The organism is Rothia kristinae NBRC 15354 (assembly GCF_001570865.1).
GTDB classification, from domain to species: Bacteria; Actinomycetota; Actinomycetes; order Actinomycetales; family Micrococcaceae; genus Rothia; species Rothia kristinae.
On record NZ_BCSM01000002.1, the window covers coordinates 198,830 to 221,966 of the forward strand.

Below are 23,137 nucleotides of genomic sequence, written 5' to 3' on the forward strand. Positions count from 1 at the left end.
AGCCGGCGGCCGGCCGTCGCCTCAGGTCAGCTTCTGCACCAGGAACCACACCGCCGGCACCGCGATCAGCAGCGCCAGGGCCCACCGGCGCACCCGCGTCTCCAGCTTCGCCGCGCGGATGTCCGGACGGTCCTCGGGCACCCGCTGATGCGCCCCGGTGCTCGCGCGGGCCGCGGACTCCCCGCCGGGGGTGGGATCGGACAGCTCGCCCACCGGGCCGTCGGCCCGCTTCCGGGCCCGTCGGGAGCCGTCGCGACCCTTCCAGCCCGGGCTCGGGCGCTCCCCGCTCTCCGGCCCAGCGGGCTCCTCCTCGGGTTCCGAGGCCGATGCCCGCTCAGGGTGCTCGGCGGGCACTCAGCGCCACCTGGTGGTCATGATCAGCCCGATCATCATCAGCCCCACCCCGATGCCGATGTTCCAGTACCCGATGCCGGGCACCGGGTACACGGTCTCGGTGATGTAGAAGGTGATCAGCCACAGCAGCCCGATGACCATGAACCCGAACATCAGGGCCAGGTACCAGGTGGGGGTGCGCGAGACCTCCCCGACGTTCGCGGTCATCTCCTCCGCGATCCGCCGCAGGCGCTCCTCCTCGAGCTCCTCGGCCACGGTCATCGTCTTCTTCCCGCTCTTCCCCCCGGCGGCGGGCTCGTCGACGCTGGGCTCGGCCTCGGCCGCGGACGACGATCCCGCGGTCTCCTCCTCCGGGATCATCTCGGGGACGTGCTTCTTCTTGCGTCGGGCCACGGATCCTCCTGGGCATCACGCGCCGGGCCGATGGCGACGGCGCGGCGCACGGTAATCTGGTGGGGCGTAGGGGCGCGACCGTGCGTGCGGAGCGTCCCGCCCGTCTCTGCCCCGAGTCTAGCCGAGCGGGCACCCGCACCGGGCTCGCCCGCGGGCCCCGCCCCGGGCGCACGACCGGGGCGGACCCACCGCATCGTCCGATGCCGCCGGGGCGCCGATGCGTACCGCGCCCCAGGAAAGGAGCCGCATGACCTCCCGACGCCGTCCCGCCGCCCCGCGGGCCCCGCGCGGCGTCGTCGGCTGGACCGTGCAGATCCTCGGGGAGCTGCTGATCACCCTGGGCCTGGTGCTGCTGCTGTTCGTCGGCTGGCAGCTGTGGTGGACCAACATCGACGCCGACCGCGCCCAGGCGCAGGCCGTGCAGCGGCTGAACGAGCAGTTCAGCGGCCCCACCACCCCGCAGCCGGACGCGCAGAAGGACTGGGGCGAGCCCGTCGTCGGGAAGGCCCCGGCCCACGGGCAGCCCTTCGGCATCGTCTACATCCCCCGCTTCGGCGAGGACTACGAGCGCCCCCTGGTGCAGGGCACCTCCCAGGACGTGCTGGACACCCTGGGCCTGGGCCACTATGACTCCTCGGCCATGCCCGGGGCGGTGGGCAACGTGGCCGTGGCCGGGCACCGGCAGACCAACGGGAAGGTGCTGGACCGCATCGACGAGCTGAGCCCCGCGGACCGCATCTACGTGCGCACCGCGGACGGGTACTACACCTACGCCGTGCGCAACCGGGAGATCGTGCTGCCCTCGGACGCCTCCGTGATCGCCCCCGTACCGGGCGAGCCCGGGAAGGAGCCGGCGGACCGCCTGCTGACCCTGACCAGCTGCAACCCCCGCTTCGGCAGCACCGAGCGGTTCATCGTCTACGCGGTGCTGGAGCGCTGGCAGCCCGCCTCCGCCGGCCCGCCGCAGGAGATCGCCCACCACCTCGCCGAGGAGCGCTAGATGTACGCCTGGATCTTCCGCCACCTGCCCGGACCCCTGTGGGTGCGCATCCTGCTCGCGATACTGTTGATCCTGGCGGTCGTCCTCGCGCTGATGCAGTGGGTCTTCCCGTGGCTGGCCGAGTACAGCCCGCTCAGCCCGGACGTCACCGTGGACCAGCCCGACGGCGCCTGACCCGCCCGCCGGGCCCCCGCCCATCGCACCCCGACCCAGGAGGAACCCGTGAGCATCCGGATCCTCGTCGTGGACAACTACGACAGCTTCGTCTTCACCCTCGTCGGCTACGTCCAGCAGTTCGGCGCCGAGACCACCGTGATCCGCAACGACGCGCTGAGCCCCGACGAGGCCCGCGCCCTGGCCGCCGAGCACGACGGCGTCCTGCTCTCCCCCGGGCCCGGCGCCCCCGCGGAGGCCGGGGTCAGCATGGACCTGATCCCCTGGGCCGAGCAGACCGGGACCCCGCTGTTCGGGGTGTGCCTGGGCCACCAGGCCATCGCGGAGGCCTACGGAGGCACCGTCTCGCACTCCCCGGAGCTGATGCACGGCAAGACCTCCGTGCTCACCCACGACGGCACCGGGGTGTTCTCCGGGGTGCGGATGCCCTTCACCGCGACCCGCTACCACTCCCTGGCCATCCAGGACGGCACCCTGCCGGAGCAGCTGCGCGCGACCGCGCAGACCGAATCCGGGATCATCATGGGGGTCGCCCACCGCACCGCCCCGATCCACGGGGTGCAGTTCCACCCCGAGTCCGTGCTCACCGAGGACGGCTACCTCATGGTCGGCAACTGGCTGGAGATGACGGGGCTGCACGGGGCGGCGGGCCGCGCCCGCGGCATGTCCCCGCTGCTGGCCTCCTGACCCGCCGGACCGACGCCGCCCGGACCAGACGAGACCGGGACCCGACGACGATGGGCCCGCCCCTCCCGGAAGGAGGGGCGGGCCCATCGTCGTATCGATGCCGGACCGGCGGTTCCCGGTCCCGCGGGGCTCAGCCGCGGCGGCTGGCGCTCGGGCTGGGGGTCGCGCTCGCGGTGGGGGCGGCGTCCCCGGCCGGGCTGCGGTCCTCGGAGGAATCCTCTTCGGTGCTCTCCTCTGCAGCGGAGGCCGAGGCCGACGGCGTCGGGGAGGCCGTGCGGGTGGTGCCCGCCGGGCCCTGGGAGACGGTGATCGTGATCGTGGAGCCCTGGGCCACCGCGGTCTCGGCGGCGGCCGACTGCCTGATCACCGTGCCGGCCGGCTGGCTGGAGTGCTCCGTCTCGATCTGGGTGCTCAGCAGCACGTCCTTGTCCGTCAGGGCCGCGACCGCCTGATCGCGGGTCAGCCCCACCAGCTGCGGCACCGCCACCTTGCCGTCGGAGAGCACGAGGTTCACGGTGGATCCGTTGGCCACCTGCTGCCCCTGCGCCGGATCCGTGTCCACGACCATGCCGGCCGGGATGGACGGATGGTGCACGGTCTTCGTGGACCCGGCCACCAGCCCCATCTTCTCCAGCTGGGAGCGCACGTACGCCTCGGACTGCCCGGCGAAGTCCGTCGGGATCGTCAGGTTCGCCGGGCCCTCGGAGACGACCAGGGTGACGGTGGAGTCCTTCTCCACCTGCGTGCCCTCCCGCGGGTCCGTCTTGATCGCGGAGCCGGAGGGGATGGAGTCGTCGTACTCCTTCTTGACCGTGACCTTCAGGCCCTCGTTGCGCAGGGACTCCTCGGCCTGGTCCTGGGCGACGTTGCGCACCGCCGGGACGTCCACGTACACGGGCTTGTTCAGCTCGTGGCTGTAGTACAGCCAGGCCCCGGCCGCGGTGGCCGCCAGCAGCAGGATCACCAGTCCGAGGATGGTGTTCTTCCATGCCGCACGACGTCGGCGCTTCGCGGCCACGGCCTCGTTGCGCTCGTTCTCGTACAGCTCGTCCTCGGAGTACTCGTCCTGGGCCTGCGGGAAGAACCCGGAGACCCCGGCCTCCTCCAGCTGCGGCTGCTCGCCGGTGGCGGTGGTGTACGGGTCGTCCACGGTCTCCATGCTGGTGCTGTCCGGGCCGTACCCGCCGGCGGTCTGATCGTGGGCTCGACCGCCGTAGGCCGCGGCCGCGGCGAGCCCCGCGGCGGCCGCACCGGCCCCGGCGCCGTGGGCCCCGGCGGCGTCGGCGGAGGCGCCCGGGGCGCGCACCACCAGTCCGCGGGCCGCGTTGTCCAGGGCCCAGCGGAAGTCCTCGGCGGACTGGAAGCGATCCGCGCGGGTCTTCTGCAGGGCCGTGAGCACCACCTCGTCCAGGGCCTCGGAGACCTCGGGGCGGTGGGTGCTGGGCAGCTCGGGCCGCTCCGTCAGGTGCTGGCCGGCCACCTCCACGCTGGTGGTCCCGTCGAAGGGCGGGCGCCCGGCGAGCATCTGGTACAGCACCACGCCCACTGAGTACAGGTCCGTGCGCGCGTCCACGACGGCGCCGCGGGCCTGCTCGGGGGCGATGTACCGGGCGGTGCCCATGATCGTGTGCGTCTCGGTCAGCGGGGTCGCCGTCTCCGTGAGGGCGCGGGCGATCCCGAAGTCCATGACCTTGATGCGGGAGGGCCGCCCGAGGGACTCATCCTCCTCGTCCCGGTCCAGGACCATGACGTTGGCCGGCTTGATGTCCCGGTGGATCACCCCGTGCTCGTGGCTGTAGGCCAGCGCATCCAGGATGTCCTCGGCGTAGCTCACGGCGTCATCCAGGCTCAGCTCGCCCTGCTCGGCCAGCAGGTCCTTCAGCGTCGTTCCCCGCAGGCGCTCCATGACGATGTACGGGACCTGCGCGGCCCCGTCCCCGGCATCCAGGGCGACGGTCGGGTCGCCCTCCAGCTCGGGCTTCAGCGCCGGCATGGGAGCGGTGGCCTGGGGATCCCCGTCATCCCGGGACTCCTCGTCCAGCGGGGCGAAGGCCCCGGTGTCGTACACGGCGACGATGCACGGGTGGTTCAGGGAGGCCACGGCCTCCGCCTCCCGCTGGAAGCGGGCACGGAAGGTCGGGTCCTTCGCGTGCTCGGGGCGCAGCACCTTGATGGCCACCTGCCGGCCCAGGCGCGTGTCCTCGGCGGCGTAGACGGTGGCCATCCCCCCGGAGCCGATGACGTCGTGCAGCTCGTAGCGGGAATCGAGAATGCGGGGAACGCGCTGGTTCATGGGTGCATCATCCGTCAGTGTCCTGGGAGGCCTGCTCGGTGGGGGTCGGGCTCGGGGAGGCCGAGGGGGAGGTGGAACGCTGGTCGGAGCCGGAGTCCTGATCCGAGCCGCCGGAGTCCCGGGAGGAGGAGCCGGTGGAGACGTACACGTCCACGCTCGAGCCCACCTCCACGGTGCTGCCCGCCGACGGGCTGGTGCGGATGACCTTGCCGGAGCCCACGCTGTCCGAAGCCTCGTCGTGGCGGGTCACGTTGACCCCCTCGGAGGTGATCTCATCGATCACGGTGTCCGCGTCCCGGCCCTCCATGCTGGAGGGCAGGGTCACCGAGCCGGGTCCGGTGGAGTAGGTGACGGTCACGTCCGAGCCCACCGCCAGCTGGCCCTCGGGGGAGACGCTGAGCACCGTGTTGGCGTCCTGGTCGGAGCGCTGGCCGGAGGACTTCACGCTCAGCCCCTTCCCGGACAGCTCCGAGACGACGACGTCGAGCTTGCGGCCCTCGTAGTCCGAGGAGCGCACCTGCACGGTCTGCTGCCCCGAGCTGCTCTCCTGGGCCTGGGTGGGCTCGGCGGAGGCGGAGGTGACCGTGCCCTGGGTGGGCTGGGTGCCCGGGTCGTCGTCGCCGCTGGCCCCGTTGGTCAGCAGCAGGGCCACGCCGACGGCGATCGCGACGATCAGCACCAGCAGGGGCACGAGCCACCGCCAGGGCCCCCGTCGCTTCCCGTCCTTGCCGGAGGCCGTCGAGCCGGGACCGTCGTAGCCGCCCTGGTACTCCAGGGAGCGCGGCTGCTGATCCACCGCCGGCAGGGAGGCGGTGCTCGGATGGGTCGCGGCACCGGCCGCGGCCCCGGACCCGAAGGTGCGGGTGGGGGCGTCCCCGAGGGCCTCGGTGGGGTCCGTCATCGCCTGGGTGGGATCCTCGGAGCCCAGGTCCAGGTACGGGGCGAGCCCCGGCACGGACTTCACGGCCGCCCGCAGGTCGTTGCGGCGGATCGAGTCCACGGCGCTGGCCAGGGTGGTCGCGTTCTCCGGGCGCTGCGCGGGGTCCTTGGACAGCAGGCACATGATCAGCGCCTGCGCCGGGACCGGCACCGTCTTGGGCAGCGGCGGCGGCGGATCGTTCACTTGGGCCAGGGCGATGGCGATCTGGGACTCCCCGGTGAAGGGGCGCTTGCCGGCCAGGCACTCGTAGCCGATGACGCCCAGGGAGTACAGGTCCGAGGCGGCGGTGGCGGTCTGGCCGGTGGCCTGCTCCGGGGCGAGGTACTGGGCGGTGCCCATGACCTGGCCGGTGGCGGTCAGCGGGACCTGGTCGGCCAGGCGGGCGATGCCGAAGTCCGTGACCTTGATGCGGTTGTCCGGGGTGATGAGGATGTTGCCGGGCTTCACGTCCCGGTGCACCAGGCCCTGCGCGTGGGCCGCGGCCAGGGCGCGGGCGGTCTGGGCGATGATGTTCAGCACCCGATCCGCCGGCAGGGTCTTCTCCCGCTCGATGATGTTGGACAGCGGCTCGCCCGGCACCAGCTCCATGACCAGATACGCGGAGCCGTCCTCCTCGCCGTAGTCGAAGACGTTGGCGACGCCGGGGTGGTTCAGCAGGGCGGTGTGCCGGGCCTCGGCGCGGAAGCGCTCCAGGAAGCCCGGATCCCCGGTGTATTCCTCTTTGAGGATCTTCACGGCGACGGTCCGGCCGAGGACCTTGTCCTTGGCCTTCCAGACCTCGCCCATGCCGCCCACGGCGATGCGCTCGGTCAGCCCGTAGCGACCACCCAGGGTCGTGGATGATGAGGGCCTCACTTGTCCAACACCGCCTCAAAGATCTTCTGTGCGCCGGGCGAGGTCAGCTGCGCGCCCGTCGTCGCATCTACGTCTTCATAGACAATAGCAACCGCAACCTGGGGATCGTCGGCCGGAGCGAAGCCGGTGAACCAGGCGTCGTTGAGCCCGTCCTGTCCGGTCTCCGCGGTGCCCGTCTTCCCGGCCACCTCCACCCCGGGGACCTTGGCCCCGGAGGCGATGCCGTCGTCCACGTCGTTGACCATCCACTCCTTGATCTGCTGGGCCACCGGAGCCGTCGTGGAGCGGCGCAGCTGCTGGGCCTTGAAGTCGTACAGGGTGGACAGGCTGGAGGAGCGGACCTTGCTGACCAGGGTCGGCTTCATCTGCACGCCGTCGTTGGCGATCGCCGAGGACATCATCGCGACCTGCAGCGGGGTGGTGCGCACGTCGTACTGCCCGATCGAGGCCATCGCCAGCTGGGAGCCGTTCATGTTCTGCGGGAACGTCGAGGAGGTGACCTCCTGCGGGATGCCCAGCTGCTGGCCGTAGCCGAACTTCTCCGCGGCCTCCTGCATCCGCTGCTGGCCCAGCTTCATGCCGATCTGGGCGAAGGGCACGTTGCAGGACTGCGCCAGCGCCCACTCGATGGTCGCCTCCGAGCGGGTGTGGCACTGGCCGTTGACGTAGTTGGGCAGGGTCGTGGTGGAATCCGGCAGGGTCAGGTTCTGCGGGTTGGGGATCACCGAGTCCTTGTCGTACTCCCCGGACTCCAAGGCGGCGGCGGCGTCGATGATCTTGAACGTGGACCCGGGGGCGTACAGGTCCCCGCCGATCGCCCGGTTGGCCAGGGGCTTGTCCGGGTTCCCGTTGAGCTCGTTGTACGCGGCGATCGTGGACTTGGAATCGTGGGAGGACAGCGCGTTGGCGTCGTAGGAGGGGCTGGAGGCCATCGCGAGGATCTTCCCCGTCTTCGGCTCCATCGCCACGATCGCCCCGCGGTGGCCCTGCAGCAGCTGCGTGGACAGCTTCTGCAGGTTGGCGTCCAGGGTCAGCTCCACGGAGGCGCCCCGGGCCTGCTGTCCGGAGAAGATCCGGGAGATGCGGTCGTAGAACTGGGAGTCCGAGTCCCCGGACAGCTCCTGGTCCATGGCCTGCTCGATCCCGGTGGCGCCGTACACCAGGGAGAAGTAGCCGGTGACATCCGAGTAGGTCTCGGAGTCGGCATAGACCCGCTGGTAGTTGAAGCCGTCCTTGGATGGCTGGGAGGAGGCGATCTCCTGCCCCCCGACGAGGATCGGGCCGCGGGCGGAGCCGTACTCGTCATACAGGCGCCGGGAGTTCCAGGCGCTGGCCTCCAGGGAGTCGGCGCCGAAGAACTGGACGTAGGTCAGGGAGCCCAGCAGCAGCACGAACACCCCGGCCACGGCCAGCCAGGTGCGGCGGATCGCTTGGTTCATCGACGGTCTCCATCCGGTTGCGGGGAGGTGGTGGGGTCAGCGCCGCGGGAGTCTGTGCGGGTCCGGCCCAGGTGGGAGATCGCCGCGGTGGCCCCGAGCTCCTCGGCGGTGACGGCGGGGCGCCCCTGCTCCTCCGACGCCGGGTCGGCGGCGTCGTCGACCACCCGCGGGGCGCGGGCGGAGTGGGAGATCGCCAACAGCAGGCCCACGATCACCCAGTTGGCCAGCAGCGAGGAGCCGCCGGCGGACATGAACGGGGTGGTCAGCCCGGTCAGGGGGATCAGTCGGGAGACCCCGCCGACGACGACGAACAGCTGCAGCACCATGACCGCGGACAGCCCCGCCGCCAGCAGCTTCCCGAAGGTGTCCGGGGTGCCCAGAGCCGCGCGCAGCCCGCGGGTGGCCAGCAGGAAGAACAGCATGAGCACCGCGCCCAGCCCGAGCAGGCCCAGCTCCTCCCCGATGAGGGAGACGATCATGTCCGAGTTGGCGAAGGGCACCAGGTCCGGGCGACCGTTGCCCAGGCCGCGCCCGAACAGCCCGCCCGAGGCCAGGCCGAACAGGCCCTGCACCACCTGGCTGGAGCCGCCGAACTCCCGGTTGTACACCTCCGGGTCGAAGGCGTGCACCCAGGAGTCGATGCGCACGGTCACGTGGCCCATGGTCCGGTAGGCGAAGACCCCGCCCACGGCCACCAGCACCAGCCCGATGCCGACCCACGTCAGGGAGTTCGTGGCCAGGTACAGCATCGCCAGGAACAGTCCGAAGAACAGGATCGCGGAGCCCAGATCGTGCTGCATGACCAGCACCCCGATGCTGACCAGCCAGGCCACGAGCATCGGCGCGAAGTCCCGGAACCGGGGCAGGCGCACCGGGCCGATGCGCCGACCGGCCAGCAGCAGCAGGTCCCGGTTGGCGGAGAGGTACCCGGCGAAGAACACGGCCAGGGTGATCTTGGCGATCTCCCCCGGCTGGAAGGTGCGCCCGCCCAGGGAGATCCAGATGCGCGCCCCGTTGATCTCCTGCCCCAGCCCCGGCACCAGGGGCAGCAGGAGCAGCACCACGGAGGCCGCCAGGCAGATGTAGGTGATCCGGCGCAGCACCCGGTGATCGGTGAGGAACCACACCGTGCCCGCGCAGACCACCATCCCCAGTCCCGACCAGACCGTCTGGGAGCCGATGACCTTGGCGGAGGTGGTCAGGCCCACCCGGTAGATCAGGGCCAGCCCGATCCCGTTCAGCGCGACGGCGATGGGCAGGATGAACGGGTCCGCGTACTTGGCCTTGGCGCGCAGGATCACGTGGATCACCAGGGAGCCGACCACCAGCACGACGGCGGCCGAGACGATGCGATGGTCCAGGGACTCGGCCAGCTCCAGGTCCACCAGGCACATCCCGCCGATGCCGATGACCCAGGAGAGCACCAGCAGGAGCAGCTCGATCAGCCGCCGCGGGCGCGGTGGACGCGAGGGGGTGCCGGAGTCCGGATCTTCGCCCGCGCGGGGGCTCGGGGCTGCGGTCATCGCGTTCACGGGCGCTCACCGTCCGTCCGGGAGGGGCTGGCGGAGGAGGAAGGGGACGAGGGCGCGGTGGAGACCGTGCCCTGCGGGGCGGGGGAGGCGGAGGGCTTCGCGGCACCGGAGGCCTCCTGCCGCAGGTCCCCCACGATCTGATCCGCCTCCGCGCGGGAGCTGGCGGCGATGCCCGCGCGCACCCGGGACTGGTCGTAGTCCGGCAGATCCGCGACCAGCACGTCGCTGCGCTGCTCGAGGTCGTCCAGGTGGATCGGACCCAGGGACTGATCCACGCCGCGGTACACCGCGACGTGGCCCTCGGACTCGCCGACGTAGTACTGCTGGCTGACCCAGTGCAGCACGGCCCACGCCGCCCCCACCACCAGCACCAGAGCGAAGGCGGCGATGAACAGGGGCAGCACCCAGCGGCGTCGGCGCCGGGAGGGGGTCTCCTCCACGAGTCCCTCCGGCAGCTCCTCACCCGGGGCGGCCGCGGTGGCCTGGGCCAGGCTGGCCCGACGCTGCACGGTCACCTCCGCGACGGCGGGGATCGCACCGGTGCGGGTGGCCTCCGAGGCCGCTCCCACCAGCACGTGCGGGCGCTCGGCTAGCTCGGTGCGCAGCGCCGAGGCGGAGCTGAGCTCCTGGGTGCCGGCATCCTCCAGGTCCATCCCGGAGCGCTGGGTCATGGCGTTGAGCACGCCGTCGGAGAAGGAGTCGCCCTGCCACGCGCCGTGGCGCAGGGTGTGCCGGACCATCGCTCCGTGCTCGCGGGGCAGGCGACGACGCCACGGGGCCACCCGGCGCAGGGGCCGGGCCTGCTCGGGTCCGCCGGGCTGGGCATCGGCCTGCTGCGCGTCGGTGTCGGGGGTCTCTTCCGCGGTCTCCGGGTCCTCGCGCTCGGCGGGGTCCCCGCTCGGCTGCTCGCCTGAGTGCTCGACCGGCTGCTCGGCCGGCGGACGGGCGGTGTCGGTCGCGGCGTCCTCGGCGGGCGAGTCCGGAGCCCGCCGGTCCGCGTCCACGGGCGGGCTGGAACGCAGGGTGCGGGTGGTCGCGGTGGGCAGCGCCGGGGCATCCTGGGCGGGCAGGCGGCTGGTCGTGGGCTGCGTGGCATCCGGGTCCGGGATGACCTCCACGATCGCCACGGTCACGTTGTCCGGGGCGCCGCCGTCCAGGGTCCGCTCGATCAGGGTGCGGCAGATCCGGTCCAGGTCCTCGCCGCCGGCTAGGGCCGCGCGGATCTCCTCCTCCGGCACGACGCCGGAGAGCCCGTCCGAGCACAGCAGCCACCGGTCCCCCGGGACGGCGTCCACCCGCAGCAGCTCCAGCTCGGGGGAGGCGTCGGTGTCCCCGAGGACCCGCATGACCACGTTCTTGTGAGGGTGGTGCTCGGCCTCCTCCGGGCGGATGCGGCCCTCCTCCACGAGGCGCTGCACGAAGGTGTGGTCCGTGGTGACCTGCTCGAAGTCCTCCCCGCGCAGCCGGTACGCCCGGGAGTCCCCGATGTGGGCGACCTCGATCTGGTCCCCGTCCACCAGCAGCGCGGTGCAGGTGGTGCCCATCCCCGCCAGCAGCGGGTTCAGCTCCACCAGCTGGTTGAGGATGATGTTGGCGGTCTGGATCTCATCGGCCAGGTACGTTCCGGCGGAGCCGTGGTAGCCCGGGTGGTCCAGGGGGGTCAGGTCCAGCACGGTGGCGGCGGAGGCGACGTTGCCGCCGACGTGCCCGCCCATCCCGTCCGCGACTACGACGAGGTAGCGCCCCGTGTAGGCGGAGTCGTCGTTCTTGGACCGCACCCGACCCGTGTCCGAGGCGGCGGCGTAGCGGAAGGCGATGCTCATGGGCCTCAGGCTCTCAGCTCCAGCACGGTGCGCCCCACGGTGAACGGCTCCCCGGGTTCCAGACGGGCGGTGCGGCTCAGGCGCTGATCGCCCACGAAAGTTCCGTTGGTGGAGCCGAGGTCCTCGAGGAACCAGCGGGAGCCCTGCGGGAACAGGCGGGCGTGGTGCCCGGAGCAGTAGTCATCCTGCAGGGTCACGGTGCAGTCCGGGGCCCGTCCCAGCAGCACCGGGCCGTGCCCGAGGGCCGCGACCCGCCCGGCCTCCGGGCCGTCCACGATCACCAGCTGGCCCGGCAGCTGGGGGGCCGGGGGCATCTGCTGGCGGAATCCGGCGGACGCGGAGCTCTCCGCCGGGGGCGCGGCCTCGGCCGAGCGGGCGCGACGGCGACCCGGCAGAGCGGTGAAGCGCACACCCTCCCCGACGCCGAGATCCCGCCGCTGAGCCGCGAGGATCACGAAGACGAAGACCCACAGCAGGGCCAGGAACCCGAAGCGCAGCAGGGTGACGGTCAGCTCTGAGGCCATGCGGTGCCACTCCTCGGGGTCAGCAGACGGAAGACGATCGTGGTCCTGCCCATTGTAATGACGGACCCGTCCGTGAGCTCCCGTCGCCCCCGCAGCCGCTCCCCGTCCACGGTCGAGCCGTTGGTGGAGCCGAGGTCCACGGCGAGGTAGACCCCGTCCTGGTGGAGGATCTCCAGGTGGCGCCGGGAGACCCCGGTGTCCTCCACGGTGATGTCCGCCGTGGAGGAGCGGCCCAGGACGACCGACGGGGCCCGCAGGGTGAAGCGCTGCCCGTTGATGTCCAGGACGGGCTGCGGTCGGGGCGCCGCCTCCGGGTGCCGCACCGCACCGGCACCGGAGCGCCCCTCGGCAGCGGCGGCCTGGGCCCGGGCGGCACCCCGCCGAGAGCTGGGCACCCGCGGGGCGATGCGCGAGGAGCCGGTGGGCAGGGAGCCTGCCGCGGCCGCGGCCGCGGCGGCGGGGGCTGCCTCCGCGGGGATGGGCGCCCCGGCGTCGGGGGGCTGCGGGGCGCGACGCCGGTACTGGCCCTGATCCGAGGACGCGGTGCGCGTCCCGTCCTCGCGGGGGCGCGCGGCGGCCGGGCGGGGCCGACGCCGGTCCCGGGAGGCCTCCTGCGGGTGGCGCCCGGAGCGCTCCTGCCCGGAGGTCACCACGAACTCGCCGGGACGCAGCTCGCCGGTGCGGTCCCGGGTGAAGCTCACCCGCACGGCCCCGCGCAGGGTGTAGCCCTGGGCGCGGGCGTGGCGGATCGCGACGTCGCACAGTTCCTCGGCGAGGTCCTGACCCCAGTCCTGGGCGCGGGGGAAGTCGGTCTCGGAGAACTCGATGACGAAGACGTTGGGGGCGATGGTGCGGCCCTCGGCGATCGCGTAGGCCTTGTTGTCCATCTCCGCGCGCAGGCGGCTGGCCAGGTCCACGGGCTCCAGGCGGTGCTTGGAGCCCGCGCTGAAGACTCCCCGCACGGCCTTCTCCAGGCCGCGCTCGATGTTCTCGATGACTCCCATTGAGTCCTCCTCGCTCCGGGCCGCCGTCGGGGGCGCCCTGCGCGGCGCAGGGCTCTCGCGGGCCTCGTCCCAGGATAGAGGAGACCGCGCCGCCCCGTGCCGGGACGGACCTGGGGATCCGCTGGGCGCGGGATGGTGCGGGCCGGGACGGGGGTGGCGCAGCTCATGCTCGCGCGGATTGGACAGCGCCGCCGGGAGCTGGGTACGATCAACAGCGTTGCTTTTCGCGACGACCCTCCAGGGTCGCTGCGAAGGTCCACGCGCGAGTGGCGGAATAGGCAGACGCGCACGGTTCAGGTCCGTGTTCCTTAATCGGAGTGGGGGTTCAACTCCCCCCTCGCGCACCAGTCGGAACCGGCTGATCGCTTCGGCGGTCAGTCGGTTCTTCGCGTCTGGAGACCCTTCTCGCGGTCCGGATGCGGCCTATGTGCTGAGATGCGGGGTTCCTGCTGAGGTGCGTCCCGGCGTGCGGTATCTCAGCAGAAACCCCGCATCTCAACGGGTGGGGTGAGGTGGGGTGATCTCCTCGGGAGGCCGGATCAGTCGTCGGCCTCGGTGCCCTCCTCGGGGCGCTGGGCCAGCTCGGCGTCCAGGCGCAGGATGCCGGAGCCGTCATCGCCGACCAGCTTCACGCGGCCGATGATCTCGGAGACCGTGGCCTCCTCCTCGATCTGCTCGTCCACGAACCAGTTCAGCAGCGGGCGGGAGTCGTAGTCGCCCTCGGCGTCGGCCTCGCGGTACAGCTCCCGGATGGACTCGGAGACCTTCTGCTCGTGGGCCAGCGCGGCCTCGAAGATCTCCAGCACGGACAGCCCGCGCTTCACGCCCGGGGCGGGGATGTCCCCGATGGCGGCGTGGTTGTCGCGGTCCGCCAGGTGGTCGATGAACTTGTTGGCGTGGACGATCTCCTCGTCCGCCTGGTGGCGCAGCCACGCGGCGATGCCGGGGAGGTCCTGCTCCTCGGCCTCGATGGCCAGCTGACGGTAGGTCAGGGAGGCCTCGAACTCCATGGTCACCTGGGCCTGGAACTTCTTCTCAAGATCTGCAGACATCTTCATGGTCCCGACGATATCCGCGAAACCGCTCCGTGTCAGCAGTGCCCAGCCTTGCCTCAGCCGCGGGTGCGGCGCACCAGAGCGACGGCGCCCACCACCACCGTGCCGGCGAGGAACCCGGCGACCATCGCGCACAGCGTCTCCACGAGCCACGTCAGCGCCCCGGCCGCAGCCCCCGCGCCGTGCACCAGGTGCTCCGCGGCGTGCACCAGCGCCATCGGTGTGTGCCAGCCCAGCTCATCCGCGCCCGTGAGCAGCAGGTGCCCGCCGACCCACAGCATCGCGAAGACCCCCACCACGGAGATCACCGTCATGACCGCGGGCATCGCCCGCACCAGCCCGGCCCCCACGCGCCGGGAGGTCGGCCCGCCGCGGCGGGACAGCGCCAGCCCGACGTCGTCGGCCTTGACCAGCAGCCCCACGACCCCGTACACGAGCACCGTGATCACCACGGCCACGATCACCAGGATCACCGCGCGGGACCAGAACCCCTCCGAAGCCACCTCGTTCAGGGAGATCACCATGATCTCCGCGCTGAGGATGAAGTCCGTGCGCACCGCCCCGGAGACCACCTGCCGCTCCGCATCGGGACCCTGGTGCGCGGCCGGCTCCTCCTGCGGGGCGTGCCCGGTCAGCTTCTCCCAGATCTTCTCCGCGCCCTCGAAGCACAGGTAGGCGCCGCCGATCATGAGCAGCGGGGTCAGCGCCCACGGGGCGAACTGGCTCAGCAGCAGCGCCAGCGGCAGGATGAACAGGATCTTGTTGCGCAGAGAGCCCTTGGTGATCTTCCAGATGATCGGCAGCTCCCGCGCGGGACTGACCCCCTGCACGTAGCGCGGAGCCACCGCGGTGTCGTCCACGACGACGCCGGCCGCTTTCGCGCTGGCCCGTCCGGCCGCCGCCGCGACGTCGTCCGTGCTGGCCGCGGCCATCTTCGCCAGCGCCGCCACGTCATCCAGCAGCGCCGCGAGCCCTCCCGCCATGACCGGGTCCGCTACTTCGCCTCGACGCGCGGGCGGACCCACACCTCGGTCAGCTGGGTGTCCGCGGGGGCGTCCAGGACGTGGCGCACCGACCGGGCCACGGTCTCCGGCTCGATCAGCCGGGCCGGGGCGGCCTTCGGGTAGTCGTCATCCCACTGCACCATCGGGGTGTCCACGGGCCCGGGGGCCACGGTCGCCACCCGCAGCCCCGTCTGCGCGGTCTCCTGCCGCAGCCCGTCGGCCAGGGCCTGGACCGCGTGCTTGGAGGCGGCGTAGGCCACGTTGTACGGGTTCACCGCCCGGGAGGCCCCGGAGCCCAGGAACACCACGGTGCCCGGCAGGGCGTCCGCCTCCACCGGGGCCGCGGCCTCGCGCAGCAGGGGCAGCAGCACCCGGGTCAGCTCCGCCGGGGCCATCACGTTGGTCTCGAGCATGCTCCGCCAGTGGGGGACGTCGGCGTCGGCCACGGTGGCGCGCGGGGCGATCGCCGCGGCGTGCACCAGGGCGTCCGAGCGCGGCAGCCGGGAGAACACCGCGTCGATGCCCTCCAGGTCCGTCAGGTCCGCGACCAGCGGCAGGATCGCCCCGGGGGCGGCCTCCGGGCGCCGGGGGCCCTGCTGGGCGCGGGCGGCCAGCTCCTCGAGGCGCTCGCGGCGGCGCCCGACGGCCACCACGAGCCGGTCCCGGGACAGGTCCAGGGCGATGCGCGAGCCGATGCCGCCGCTGGCGCCGGTCACGACGACGACTGGCAGGTCGGAGCGCTGGGTCGCGTCCTGGATGGCGTCGAGATCTGCGGAGAGGGTGCTGTGCTGCTCGGTGCTCATGGGGACAGCCTACGGGGCGAGCCGGGGGTGCGTGTCGGGTGCGCGCCGACCCCGGATGCTTCGGCAAGCTCAGTATTGTCAGGTGGTTCCCAGGTCCCTGGGGGTGCGGCCACAGGATCGGCCCCTATCGTCATCAGTACCTCATGAAGGTGCGAGTGATTGATGAGGGGCGGACCGCGAATCCGCTCCCACCGACGGCCCGGCCGCAGCGTCTCCCACGACGCGGCGTCCGGGCCGTCGGCGTCTGCGGGACCCGCTCCTGCGCGCACCCCCCGCCGCGTCCGGGAATAGAGTCCCCGCCCCGCGAGTTGATTGATCCGTAAAGCAATCGGCCGTGAGGGCCGGGACGAGGAGGAAGCCATGAAGATCGCCGTCATCGGAGCCACCGGCATGATCGGATCCCGCACGGTCGCCGAGGCCGTGCGCCGCGGCCACGTCGTGGACGCCTACAGCCGCAGCGGCCGCACCGTCGAGGGCGCGGACGCCTCCGCGGCGCTGGACCTCGCGGACACCGCCGCCGTCATCGACGTGATCGGCCGGCACGACGTCACCCTGATCGCCGCCGTCTCCGGTCGCGGCGGGGAGATGGACCAGAACGTGGCCGACCACCGGGCCCTCATCGAGGCCGCCCCCGTGGGTCGGCTCGTGGTGGTCGGCGGGGCCGGGGCCCTGCAGGCCGATGCCCAGACCCGCCTCAAGGACACCCCGGACTTCCCCGAGCAGTTCAGGACGGAGGCCCAGACCTTCTCCGACGTGCTGGACCTGTACCGCGCATCCGAGGGTCTGCACTGGAGCATGCTCGCCCCCGCGCCGATGATCGCTCCCGGGCAGCGCACCGGCAGCTACCGGACCGAGCTGGACGTGCCGGCCGGGGAGAGCATCTCCGCCGAGGACTTCGCGGTGGCCCTGGTGGACGAGGCGGAGTCCGACGCCCACGCCGGCCGCCGCTTCACCGTCGCCAACTGAGCCGCCGGGGGCCGGGGGCCCGGGTGCGGTGTCGATAGAGTGGTCGCCATGAGCACCACCGACCCCGCCCCGCAGGGTCCCGGCAGCGTCCGGCTGGACGCGTGGCTGTGGTCCGTGCGCCTGTTCAAGACCCGCTCCGCCGCGACCGCCGCCTGCCGGGCCGGGCACGTACGGCTGGACGACCAGCCGGTCAAGGCCTCCCAGCCGGTGCGCGTCGGCGACGTCGTGAAGGTCCGCCAGCCCGGCTGGGAGCGGGTCTTCGAAGTCACCCGGCTGATCGCCAAGCGCGTCGGGGCGCCCGTGGCCCGGGAATGCTACGTGGACCATTCCCCGCCCAGACCCAGCGCGCTCACCGCCCCCGTCCCGCGGCGCGAGCGCGGGGCCGGGCGGCCCACCAAGAAGGAGCGGCGCGAGCTGGATCGGCTGCGGGCTCGCTGAGCCGCGGAGGGAGCTGGCACCGCAGCGCGTCCTCCGCGAGCCGTCATCCCCGTGGCCACCGGGACCCTGCGCACGACCGCGAGGGTGGCGTGTGGCCCTCTGCCGTGCCGGGACGGCTGAGAGCTTAATCGGCGGGTCCGGGGCCGACGCCGCGCTCCGGTGTGGAGAAGAATCGCAGCCGAGACAGGATCGGCCGCACGACGAGCGCGCGGCGGTCCGTTCACGAGAAGAGAAGGGAAGGCACGAACATGATGGGCAAGCGTCGTCAGCGTCGTCAGCAGGAGCGCCGGCTGCAGCGGTTCCAGGAGGCCGCCGGAGTGCCGCAGGGGGAGGACCGCGTGGTGCCCGGGCACCCGGGCCGCAGTCTGGCGCGGGTGGCCCTCGGCGGGTTCCTGACCTTCGCCGGGATCGGGCACCTGACGTTCTCCCGGCAGGAGTTCCAGGCGCAGGTGCCCTCCTGGGTCCCGCTGGACCCGGATCTGGTGGTGCTGGGCTCCGGGGTCGTGGAGATCGCCCTGGGCCTGGGCCTGATCTCCGGGAAGCGGCCCAAGATGTTCGGTCACCTGGCCACGGGCCTGTTCATCGGGGTGTTCCCCGGCAACATCGCGCAGTTCGTGGAGCGCCGGGACGGCTTCGGGCTGGACACGGACCGCAAGCGCGCCGCGCGGCTGCTCTTCCAGCCCGTGCTGGTGGACTGGGCGCTGTCCAGCACCCGCCAGGACTGACGCCCCGCTGAGATACCGGGTTCGTGCTGAGATACCGCACGGCGGGACGCATCTGAAGCACGATCTCCGCATCTCAGCACGAAACCCGACCCGGCCCCCGCCCTCGGTGGACGGGGGCTGCGGCCTGAGCCTCAGGGGACCCGGTGGGTCCACTCCTCGGTGCCGAACTTCTCCTCCACCAGGCGGCGCCCGGCGTCGAGCTCCTCCTGGCTCAGCTGACCGTCGGCGGCACCCGTGCGGGCGCGGAACACCCGCGTCATCGCCGCGATGATGCCCTCCCGGGACTCCCCGGTCTGCCGGCGCAGCGGGTCCACCCGCTTCTTGGCGCTGCGGATGCCCTTGTCGGAGATCTTCGCCTGCCCGACCCGCAGCACCTCCATCATCTTGTCCGCGTCGATGTCGTAGGACATGGTCACGTGGTGCAGGATCGCGCCCGGCACCCGCTTCTGGGCTGCTCCGCCGATCTTCCCGCCGGTGGAGGTGATGTCGTTGATCGGCTTGTACCAGGCCTGCACCCCCAGCTCCCCGAGGGCCTGCAGCACCCACTGATCCAGGAAGGCGTAGGACTGCTCGTAGCTCAGCCCCGCCACCAGGGAATCCGGGGCGTACAGCGAGTAGGTGACGCAGTTGCCGCCCTCCATGAACATCGCCCCGCCCCCGGAGATACGGCGCACGACGTCGATCCCGTGCTCGGCCACCCCTTCCGGGTGCAGCTCGTTGGCGTAGGACTGGTAGGAGCCGATCACGGTCGCCTTGTCCTCCCAGTCCCAGAACCTCAGCGTCGGCCCGCGCCGCCCGGCCTGCACCTGCTCCAGCAGGTGCTGATCCAGGGCCACGTTCAGCGCCGTCGGCAGGGTCCCCGGGCGCAGGATCTCCCAGGAGAAGTCGGAGAAGTCCTGCGCCTCGGTCACCGCCCGGCGCACCGTGAGGGCGACGTCGGCGGTGGAGAAGCCGTGCAGGTGCAGCTCCTGCCCGAAGGGCGCCAGCGCCGCATCCAGCCGCGCGGTCAGGGCCGCGCCGTCCTCGTGCACGGAGGCGCCGACCAGGGCGGGGGCCAGACTCTCGAAGGCCTCCTCCGGCTCCAGGAAGAAGTCCCCGGAGATGGTCGCGGCCGTGATGCGCTCGGCGTCGGTGGTCACGTCCGCGACGACGAGCTTGCCGCCGGGGACCTTGATCTCAGCATGGTGTCCGCTCATATCCTCCAGCCTAGGACCGCCCGGGTCCCTCCGCCCGACCCGATCCCGCTTCCGGCGGATACGACCAGGACCGCGGAACCCGCCGGACCCGTCCGCGCAGACCGAAGACCGCCGGCTCGCGGGCGGCCAGGCGCGCTCGCGCCCGGTCCGCGCCTCGCCCCGGTGGAGGTCCTCCTGGCACGTGCCCGTGGGGCTGTTCGTCCTGGCGCTGTCCGTGCTCGGCGTCGTCGCCGGCACGCTGGTGGGCCGGATGCCGTGGGAGACGCCCAGCAGCGCCACGGCCCAGTTCCGCTCCGCGCAGACCTACCGGCTGGAGTCCGGGCATACCTACGACATCTACAGCAAGGTGCTGCTGCTGGAGGACGCCTGCACCGTGACCCCGCAGGGCGGAACCGGAGCGGTGCTGCGCCAGGACCTGGACCTGGACAGCGCCGTGGTGCAGGACGAAGCCCTCTGGGTGCCGGTGCTCACCTTCCGGGTGAGCGCGGCCGGGGAGTATCGGCTCTCCTGCGAGGCCGGGCACCCCATGCTGCTGGCCGATCCCCAGCAGATCCCGGATCAGCACCGGCAGAACACCGCGGTGATGGGTGAGAACGACGCGGACGTCGCCGTCCTCCTGGGGGCCTTCCTCGGCCTGCCGCTGGGGGCGGTGCTGTGCGGGGTCGGCTCCGCGCGACGTCGACGCTGCCCCGGGGAGGGCCGGCAGAAGACGGGCCGGAACCTCACCGTGCTGGGCGGGGCCATGATCCTCACCGCGATCGGGCTGGCGATGCTCACCCCCTCGGCGGGGATCCCCGGCGGGCAGAGCTTCTCAGGGTCCCGCGAGATCACCCTGCCCGCGGATGCCGAGATCAGCATCTACCGGGCCGAATGGATGTCCGGACCGTATCCGCAGAAGTGCACCGTGGAGGCGGTGGAGGCGGGCGGGGACGGCCGGGTGCGCCCGCTGCCCCTGGACACCGCCAGCACCGGGTGGGACGGGGAGGCCCTGCTGCGTCCCGTCGCGACGGTGCGCACCGGTGAGGCCGGGACGTACCGGGTCTCCTGCCCGGACGGCAAGAAGGCGACGGCGGCCGGGCCGCACCGGATGTGGACCGCGGACCACGGCATCGCCCCCGGGGTCTTCGGTGAGACGGCGGCCGTGCTGCTCCTGCCCGCCCTGCTCCTGCTGATCCTCGGGCCCATCCTGTGGATCGTGGGGCACCGTCGGATGACCGGGAAGGGGCGGTGGAGATGGGTATGAGACTCAGGGCCCTCATCGCCCTGCTGCTGGCCGCGCTGATCCTGGCCCTGGGCGGCTGCGGCGGGGAGCCCGGTGATCTGCCCCAGCGGCCGCCCGGCGGCAACGTGCTGGACCAGCCGAACGTGATCTCCGCAGCGGACCTGCGGGAGTTGAACCGGCTCATCGAAGACGGCAACCGCACCACGGACCGGGTGCGGGTCGCCGTCGCCATCGTGGAGAAGTCCAGCGGCGACTGGGAGCAGTGGACTCGGGAGCTGGCCACCCGCTGGGCCGTGGGTGATGCCGGCAGGGACAACGGCGTGCTGATCGCCGTGGACATGGACAGGCGCAAGACGCGCATCGAGGTGGCCGACGGTGCCCGCGAGATCCTCCCGGATCGGGCGGCCGAGGAGCTGCTGGACGACGTCCTGGGCCCCGGCCTGAAGGAGGAGCGCTACCGGCAGGCCCTGTCCTCCACGATCCAGCAGATCTACCGCCGGGCCGAAGGCTCGCCGATCCCGTACCCCCGCAGCACCGCCGCCTCCGTCGTGGTCGGCGTGATGGCCTTCGGCACCGGCGGGATGCTCGCGGCGATCCTGATCTGGCCGATCGTCGTGCTCACGCGCCGGTACCGCAACCCGGCCCGCCGCACCCCGGACGGCGGCCAGACCGCGATGGCGGAGATGGACCGCTTCGAGCGGGAGCACCCGGGGGTGCGGGTCTCGCGCACCACGCGCCAGGCCTACCTGGGATACCGCACGTACTACATCGACATGCCGAGGCCGGGGGATCAGGATTCCGTCGATCCCACCGTGCGGACCATCTGGGTCGCGACCTTCCCCGCCTGGCTGGCCCTGTACCAGCAGGTGCCCCGGCTCTACAGCGGTTCGGGCCGTCCGGCCTGGGGATCCTCCTGGACCCCCGCGTACGGGTCCTACGCGGGTTCCTCCTCCGGCGGCGGCTCCTCCTTCGGCGGGGGCGGCGGGTTCTCCGGCGGCGGGGCCAGCGGCAGCTTCTGATCTCTCCCGACGCCGGGCAGTCCGAGCCAGCCCGGGTGTCGCTCGGCTCCTAGACTGATCCGGTGACCTCCCGCCAGTCCCCGCAGCAGCCCGACGCCGCCCCTGCCGCAGACGCCGCCTCGAGCGCCCCGGCCGGGTCTGTGGCCGCGGACCCCCGCTCCCTGAACCGGCAGATCCTCGCCCTGGCGGTGCCGGCCTTCGGCGCGCTGATCGCCGAGCCGCTGTTCGTGCTCGCGGACACCTCCATCGTCGGGCACCTGGGCACCCCGCAGCTGGCGGGCCTGGCCGCGGCCTCCCAGGTGGTCACCACCGTCGTCGGGCTGATGGTTTTTCTCTCCTATTCCACGACCCCCGCGGTGGCCCGGGCCTACGGGCGCGGGGACCTGGCGGGGGCCTACCGCAAGGGCGGGGACGGGCTGTGGACGGCGGCCGGGCTCGGCGTCGTGCTGGCCGTGCTGGGCTGGAGCTTCGCCCGGCCGCTGCTGGCCGCGGTGGGCGCGCACGGGCCCACCCTGGAGCACGCGGTGGCCTACCTGCGCTGGTCCATGCCCGGCCTGCCCGCGATGCTCGTGGTCCTGGCGGCCCTGGGGATCCTGCGGGGCCTGCAGGACACCCGGACCCCGCTGTACGTCGCGGCCGTGGGGGCGGCGGCGAACGTCGGGATCAACTGGGTGCTGGTCTATCCGCTGGGGATGGGCATCGCCGGCTCCGCCCTGGGCACCTCCCTGGTGCAGTGGGGCATGGCCGCGGTGTACCTGGTGATGATCGTGGGCGGGGCCCGCCGGCACGGCGTGGCGCTGACGACGACGCCGCGGCGCCTCGGTGCGATCCTGTCCGTGGGGTCCTGGCTGATGCTGCGCACCCTGTCCATGCGGATCGCGATCCTCGCGACGGTCGTGGTCGCGACCCGCCAGGGCGAGGCGAACCTGGCCGCCTACCAGCTGACGATGTCCGTGTTCAGCTTCCTCGCCTTCGGCCTGGACGCCCTGGCGATCGCCGCGCAGGCCATGCTCGGCAAGGAGATGGGGGCGCGGGACCTGCGCCGGGCGCAGGACCGGGCGCAGGTGCGGCGCCTGATGGGCCGGCTGATCCGCTGGTCCCTGGGCTTCGGGGTGGTGACCGGGCTGCTGTGCCCGCTGATCGGGTGGGTGCTGGGCCCGGCGTTCACGCAGGACCCGCAGGTGCGGGGGCTGTTCCTGCTGGCGATGCTGGTGGTCGCGGTGGGTCAGCCGCTGGCGGCCTACGTGTTCATCCTCGACGGCGTGCTGATCGGCGCGGAGGATGTCCGGTATCTGGCCGTGGCCTCGCTGATCGCGCTGCTCGGCTACCTGCCGTGTCTGCTGGCGGTGGGGTGGGCCGCCGGTCCGAGCGGCACCGGTGCGGGGCCGGATCCCGCCGGATTCGTGTGGCTCTGGGCGGCATATGCCGGGCTGTTCATGGGTCTGCGCGGGCTGACCCTGGGCCTGCGCGCCCGCCGCGACGTCTGGATCCGCACCTGACCAGCCTCCCTCTTTTCTCCCGCAGAACTGGAGATGCGTGACATTCCTGGGCGTGCAGCACCCCGGAATGTCACGCATCTCCCGTTGTGCGTAACGGTGCGGTGAGCAGGGGCGGCCAAGGGCGAGGTAAGGCTATACTGAGTCCGCCCGCCTGGGCCCCCGACGTCGTGCCGCCGTCCATCGGCGTGCCCC

The 23,137-nt window shown here is 72.5% G+C and carries 22 protein-coding genes and 1 tRNA gene; 10 read left to right on the plus strand and 13 right to left on the minus strand.

Translation table 11 applies throughout. From position 1 onward, the window contains the following. Positions 1-21 precede the first annotated feature (21 nt). Positions 22-354 (minus strand): hypothetical protein, encoded by a 333-nt coding sequence (locus KKR01S_RS02180; protein WP_058731757.1) that lies wholly within the window; start codon positions 352-354, stop codon positions 22-24. After that, positions 355-747 carry a cell division protein CrgA gene (locus tag KKR01S_RS02185; protein ID WP_061225185.1) on the minus strand — a complete coding sequence of 131 codons (393 nt, stop codon included), beginning with the start codon at positions 745-747 and terminating at the stop codon, positions 355-357. It abuts the gene before it with no gap. 247 nt (positions 748-994) lie between these two features. Between KKR01S_RS02185 and KKR01S_RS02190 the strand changes: the two genes are divergently transcribed. The 3 genes from KKR01S_RS02190 to KKR01S_RS02195 are packed head-to-tail and all read left to right on the plus strand — an operon-like array spanning position 995 to position 2,608. Further along, a complete protein-coding gene (locus tag KKR01S_RS02190) occupies positions 995-1,747 on the plus strand; it encodes a class E sortase (RefSeq protein WP_058731759.1) in 753 nt (250 codons plus the stop codon). Further along, entirely contained in the window at positions 1,748-1,921 is a 174-nt protein-coding gene (locus KKR01S_RS10900; protein WP_165590132.1) for a hypothetical protein, read from the plus strand. Between the two features lie 48 nt (positions 1,922-1,969). After that, positions 1,970-2,608: an anthranilate synthase component II gene (locus KKR01S_RS02195; RefSeq protein WP_061225186.1), complete on the plus strand. Its 639-nt coding sequence runs from the start codon at positions 1,970-1,972 to the stop codon at positions 2,606-2,608. 130 nt (positions 2,609-2,738) lie between these two features. On the opposite strand, the gene pknB is transcribed toward KKR01S_RS02195, so the two are convergent. Genes pknB through KKR01S_RS02230 form a run of 7 tightly spaced genes read right to left on the minus strand, consistent with a single transcriptional unit; the run spans position 2,739 to position 13,018 of the window. Continuing rightward, positions 2,739-4,901 (minus strand): Stk1 family PASTA domain-containing Ser/Thr kinase, encoded by a 2,163-nt coding sequence (pknB, locus tag KKR01S_RS02200; protein ID WP_061225187.1) that lies wholly within the window; start codon positions 4,899-4,901, stop codon positions 2,739-2,741. 7 nt (positions 4,902-4,908) lie between these two features. Further along, the gene (locus KKR01S_RS02205; RefSeq protein WP_061225188.1) at positions 4,909-6,696 is read right to left on the minus strand and encodes a protein kinase domain-containing protein; all 1,788 of its coding nucleotides are present in this window, start codon (positions 6,694-6,696) and stop codon (positions 4,909-4,911) included. Continuing rightward, a complete protein-coding gene (locus KKR01S_RS02210; protein WP_061225189.1) occupies positions 6,693-8,135 on the minus strand; it encodes a peptidoglycan D,D-transpeptidase FtsI family protein in 1,443 nt (480 codons plus the stop codon). The genes KKR01S_RS02205 and KKR01S_RS02210 overlap by 4 nt, the downstream gene beginning before the upstream one ends. Continuing rightward, positions 8,132-9,658, minus strand: a complete 1,527-nt coding sequence (locus KKR01S_RS02215; protein ID WP_081101493.1) for an FtsW/RodA/SpoVE family cell cycle protein — start codon at positions 9,656-9,658, stop codon at positions 8,132-8,134. Before KKR01S_RS02215 ends, KKR01S_RS02210 begins: the two co-directional genes overlap by 4 nt. A gap of 5 nt (positions 9,659-9,663) precedes the next feature. Beyond that, the gene (locus KKR01S_RS02220; RefSeq protein ID WP_081101471.1) at positions 9,664-11,490 is read right to left on the minus strand and encodes a PP2C family protein-serine/threonine phosphatase; all 1,827 of its coding nucleotides are present in this window, start codon (positions 11,488-11,490) and stop codon (positions 9,664-9,666) included. Between the two features lie 5 nt (positions 11,491-11,495). Further along, positions 11,496-12,014, minus strand: a complete 519-nt coding sequence (locus KKR01S_RS02225) for an FHA domain-containing protein FhaB/FipA (protein WP_061225190.1) — start codon at positions 12,012-12,014, stop codon at positions 11,496-11,498. After that, positions 11,999-13,018 (minus strand): FHA domain-containing protein, encoded by a 1,020-nt coding sequence (locus KKR01S_RS02230; RefSeq protein ID WP_061225191.1) that lies wholly within the window; start codon positions 13,016-13,018, stop codon positions 11,999-12,001. Before KKR01S_RS02230 ends, KKR01S_RS02225 begins: the two co-directional genes overlap by 16 nt. 260 nt (positions 13,019-13,278) lie before the next feature. Here KKR01S_RS02230 and KKR01S_RS02235 point away from each other — a divergent pair. Then, positions 13,279-13,365, plus strand: a tRNA-Leu gene (locus tag KKR01S_RS02235). A gap of 192 nt (positions 13,366-13,557) precedes the next feature. On the opposite strand, the gene KKR01S_RS02240 is transcribed toward KKR01S_RS02235, so the two are convergent. Genes KKR01S_RS02240 through KKR01S_RS02250 form a run of 3 tightly spaced genes read right to left on the minus strand, consistent with a single transcriptional unit; the run spans position 13,558 to position 15,880 of the window. After that, positions 13,558-14,076 carry a ferritin gene (locus tag KKR01S_RS02240; RefSeq protein WP_061225192.1) on the minus strand — a complete coding sequence of 173 codons (519 nt, stop codon included), beginning with the start codon at positions 14,074-14,076 and terminating at the stop codon, positions 13,558-13,560. Positions 14,077-14,129: 53 nt separating this feature from the next. Then, on the minus strand, positions 14,130-15,056 hold the full coding sequence (locus tag KKR01S_RS02245; protein WP_061225193.1) for a DUF808 domain-containing protein: 927 nt from the start codon (positions 15,054-15,056) through the stop codon (positions 14,130-14,132). 11 nt (positions 15,057-15,067) lie between these two features. Next, positions 15,068-15,880, minus strand: coding sequence for an SDR family NAD(P)-dependent oxidoreductase (locus KKR01S_RS02250; RefSeq protein ID WP_061225194.1), 813 nt, complete (start codon positions 15,878-15,880; stop codon positions 15,068-15,070). A gap of 360 nt (positions 15,881-16,240) precedes the next feature. On the opposite strand from KKR01S_RS02250, the gene KKR01S_RS02255 reads away from it, so the two are divergent. The 3 genes from KKR01S_RS02255 to KKR01S_RS02265 all read left to right on the plus strand — a co-directional run bounded on the left by KKR01S_RS02255 (position 16,241) and on the right by KKR01S_RS02265 (position 18,009). Next, positions 16,241-16,846, plus strand: coding sequence for an NAD(P)-dependent oxidoreductase (locus KKR01S_RS02255; RefSeq protein ID WP_061225195.1), 606 nt, complete (start codon positions 16,241-16,243; stop codon positions 16,844-16,846). A gap of 48 nt (positions 16,847-16,894) precedes the next feature. Continuing rightward, a complete protein-coding gene (locus tag KKR01S_RS02260; RefSeq protein WP_058731036.1) occupies positions 16,895-17,284 on the plus strand; it encodes an RNA-binding S4 domain-containing protein in 390 nt (129 codons plus the stop codon). 248 nt (positions 17,285-17,532) lie between these two features. Continuing rightward, positions 17,533-18,009 carry a DoxX family protein gene (locus KKR01S_RS02265; protein WP_224799558.1) on the plus strand — a complete coding sequence of 159 codons (477 nt, stop codon included), beginning with the start codon at positions 17,533-17,535 and terminating at the stop codon, positions 18,007-18,009. A 131-nt stretch (positions 18,010-18,140) separates the two neighbouring features. On the opposite strand, the gene KKR01S_RS02270 is transcribed toward KKR01S_RS02265, so the two are convergent. Next, complete coding sequence (locus KKR01S_RS02270; protein WP_058731037.1) at positions 18,141-19,205, minus strand: lipoate--protein ligase family protein; 1,065 nt, start codon at positions 19,203-19,205, stop codon at positions 18,141-18,143. A gap of 181 nt (positions 19,206-19,386) precedes the next feature. Between KKR01S_RS02270 and KKR01S_RS02275 the strand changes: the two genes are divergently transcribed. The 3 genes from KKR01S_RS02275 to KKR01S_RS02285 all read left to right on the plus strand — a co-directional run bounded on the left by KKR01S_RS02275 (position 19,387) and on the right by KKR01S_RS02285 (position 22,945). After that, positions 19,387-20,448 (plus strand): hypothetical protein, encoded by a 1,062-nt coding sequence (locus KKR01S_RS02275; protein ID WP_061225196.1) that lies wholly within the window; start codon positions 19,387-19,389, stop codon positions 20,446-20,448. Next, positions 20,445-21,446, plus strand: coding sequence for a TPM domain-containing protein (locus KKR01S_RS02280; protein ID WP_061225197.1), 1,002 nt, complete (start codon positions 20,445-20,447; stop codon positions 21,444-21,446). The genes KKR01S_RS02275 and KKR01S_RS02280 overlap by 4 nt, the downstream gene beginning before the upstream one ends. 62 nt (positions 21,447-21,508) lie before the next feature. Then, positions 21,509-22,945, plus strand: coding sequence for an MATE family efflux transporter (locus tag KKR01S_RS02285; protein ID WP_081101473.1), 1,437 nt, complete (start codon positions 21,509-21,511; stop codon positions 22,943-22,945). The last annotated feature ends 192 nt before the right edge of the window (positions 22,946-23,137 follow it).

What these genes read in the sequence shown, in the direction of transcription:
- KKR01S_RS02265 (WP_224799558.1), top strand. Translation starts at nt 17,533, where the DNA reads ATGATGGGCAAGCGTCGTCAGCGTCGTCAGCAGGAGCGCCGGCTGCAG.
- KKR01S_RS02260 (WP_058731036.1), top strand. Translation starts at nt 16,895, where the DNA reads ATGAGCACCACCGACCCCGCCCCGCAGGGTCCCGGCAGCGTCCGGCTG.
- KKR01S_RS02230 (WP_061225191.1), bottom strand. Translation starts at nt 13,018, where the DNA reads ATGGGAGTCATCGAGAACATCGAGCGCGGCCTGGAGAAGGCCGTGCGG.
- KKR01S_RS02215 (WP_081101493.1), bottom strand. Translation starts at nt 9,658, where the DNA reads ATGACCGCAGCCCCGAGCCCCCGCGCGGGCGAAGATCCGGACTCCGGC.
- KKR01S_RS02250 (WP_061225194.1), bottom strand. Translation starts at nt 15,880, where the DNA reads ATGAGCACCGAGCAGCACAGCACCCTCTCCGCAGATCTCGACGCCATC.
- KKR01S_RS02220 (WP_081101471.1), bottom strand. Translation starts at nt 11,490, where the DNA reads ATGAGCATCGCCTTCCGCTACGCCGCCGCCTCGGACACGGGTCGGGTG.
- KKR01S_RS02225 (WP_061225190.1), bottom strand. Translation starts at nt 12,014, where the DNA reads ATGGCCTCAGAGCTGACCGTCACCCTGCTGCGCTTCGGGTTCCTGGCC.
- KKR01S_RS02210 (WP_061225189.1), bottom strand. Translation starts at nt 8,135, where the DNA reads ATGAACCAAGCGATCCGCCGCACCTGGCTGGCCGTGGCCGGGGTGTTC.
- KKR01S_RS02240 (WP_061225192.1), bottom strand. Translation starts at nt 14,076, where the DNA reads ATGAAGATGTCTGCAGATCTTGAGAAGAAGTTCCAGGCCCAGGTGACC.
- KKR01S_RS02280 (WP_061225197.1), top strand. Translation starts at nt 20,445, where the DNA reads ATGAGACTCAGGGCCCTCATCGCCCTGCTGCTGGCCGCGCTGATCCTG.
- pknB (WP_061225187.1), bottom strand. Translation starts at nt 4,901, where the DNA reads ATGAACCAGCGCGTTCCCCGCATTCTCGATTCCCGCTACGAGCTGCAC.
- KKR01S_RS02190 (WP_058731759.1), top strand. Translation starts at nt 995, where the DNA reads ATGACCTCCCGACGCCGTCCCGCCGCCCCGCGGGCCCCGCGCGGCGTC.
- KKR01S_RS02270 (WP_058731037.1), bottom strand. Translation starts at nt 19,205, where the DNA reads ATGAGCGGACACCATGCTGAGATCAAGGTCCCCGGCGGCAAGCTCGTC.
- KKR01S_RS02245 (WP_061225193.1), bottom strand. Translation starts at nt 15,056, where the DNA reads ATGGCGGGAGGGCTCGCGGCGCTGCTGGATGACGTGGCGGCGCTGGCG.
- KKR01S_RS10900 (WP_165590132.1), top strand. Translation starts at nt 1,748, where the DNA reads ATGTACGCCTGGATCTTCCGCCACCTGCCCGGACCCCTGTGGGTGCGC.
- KKR01S_RS02255 (WP_061225195.1), top strand. Translation starts at nt 16,241, where the DNA reads ATGAAGATCGCCGTCATCGGAGCCACCGGCATGATCGGATCCCGCACG.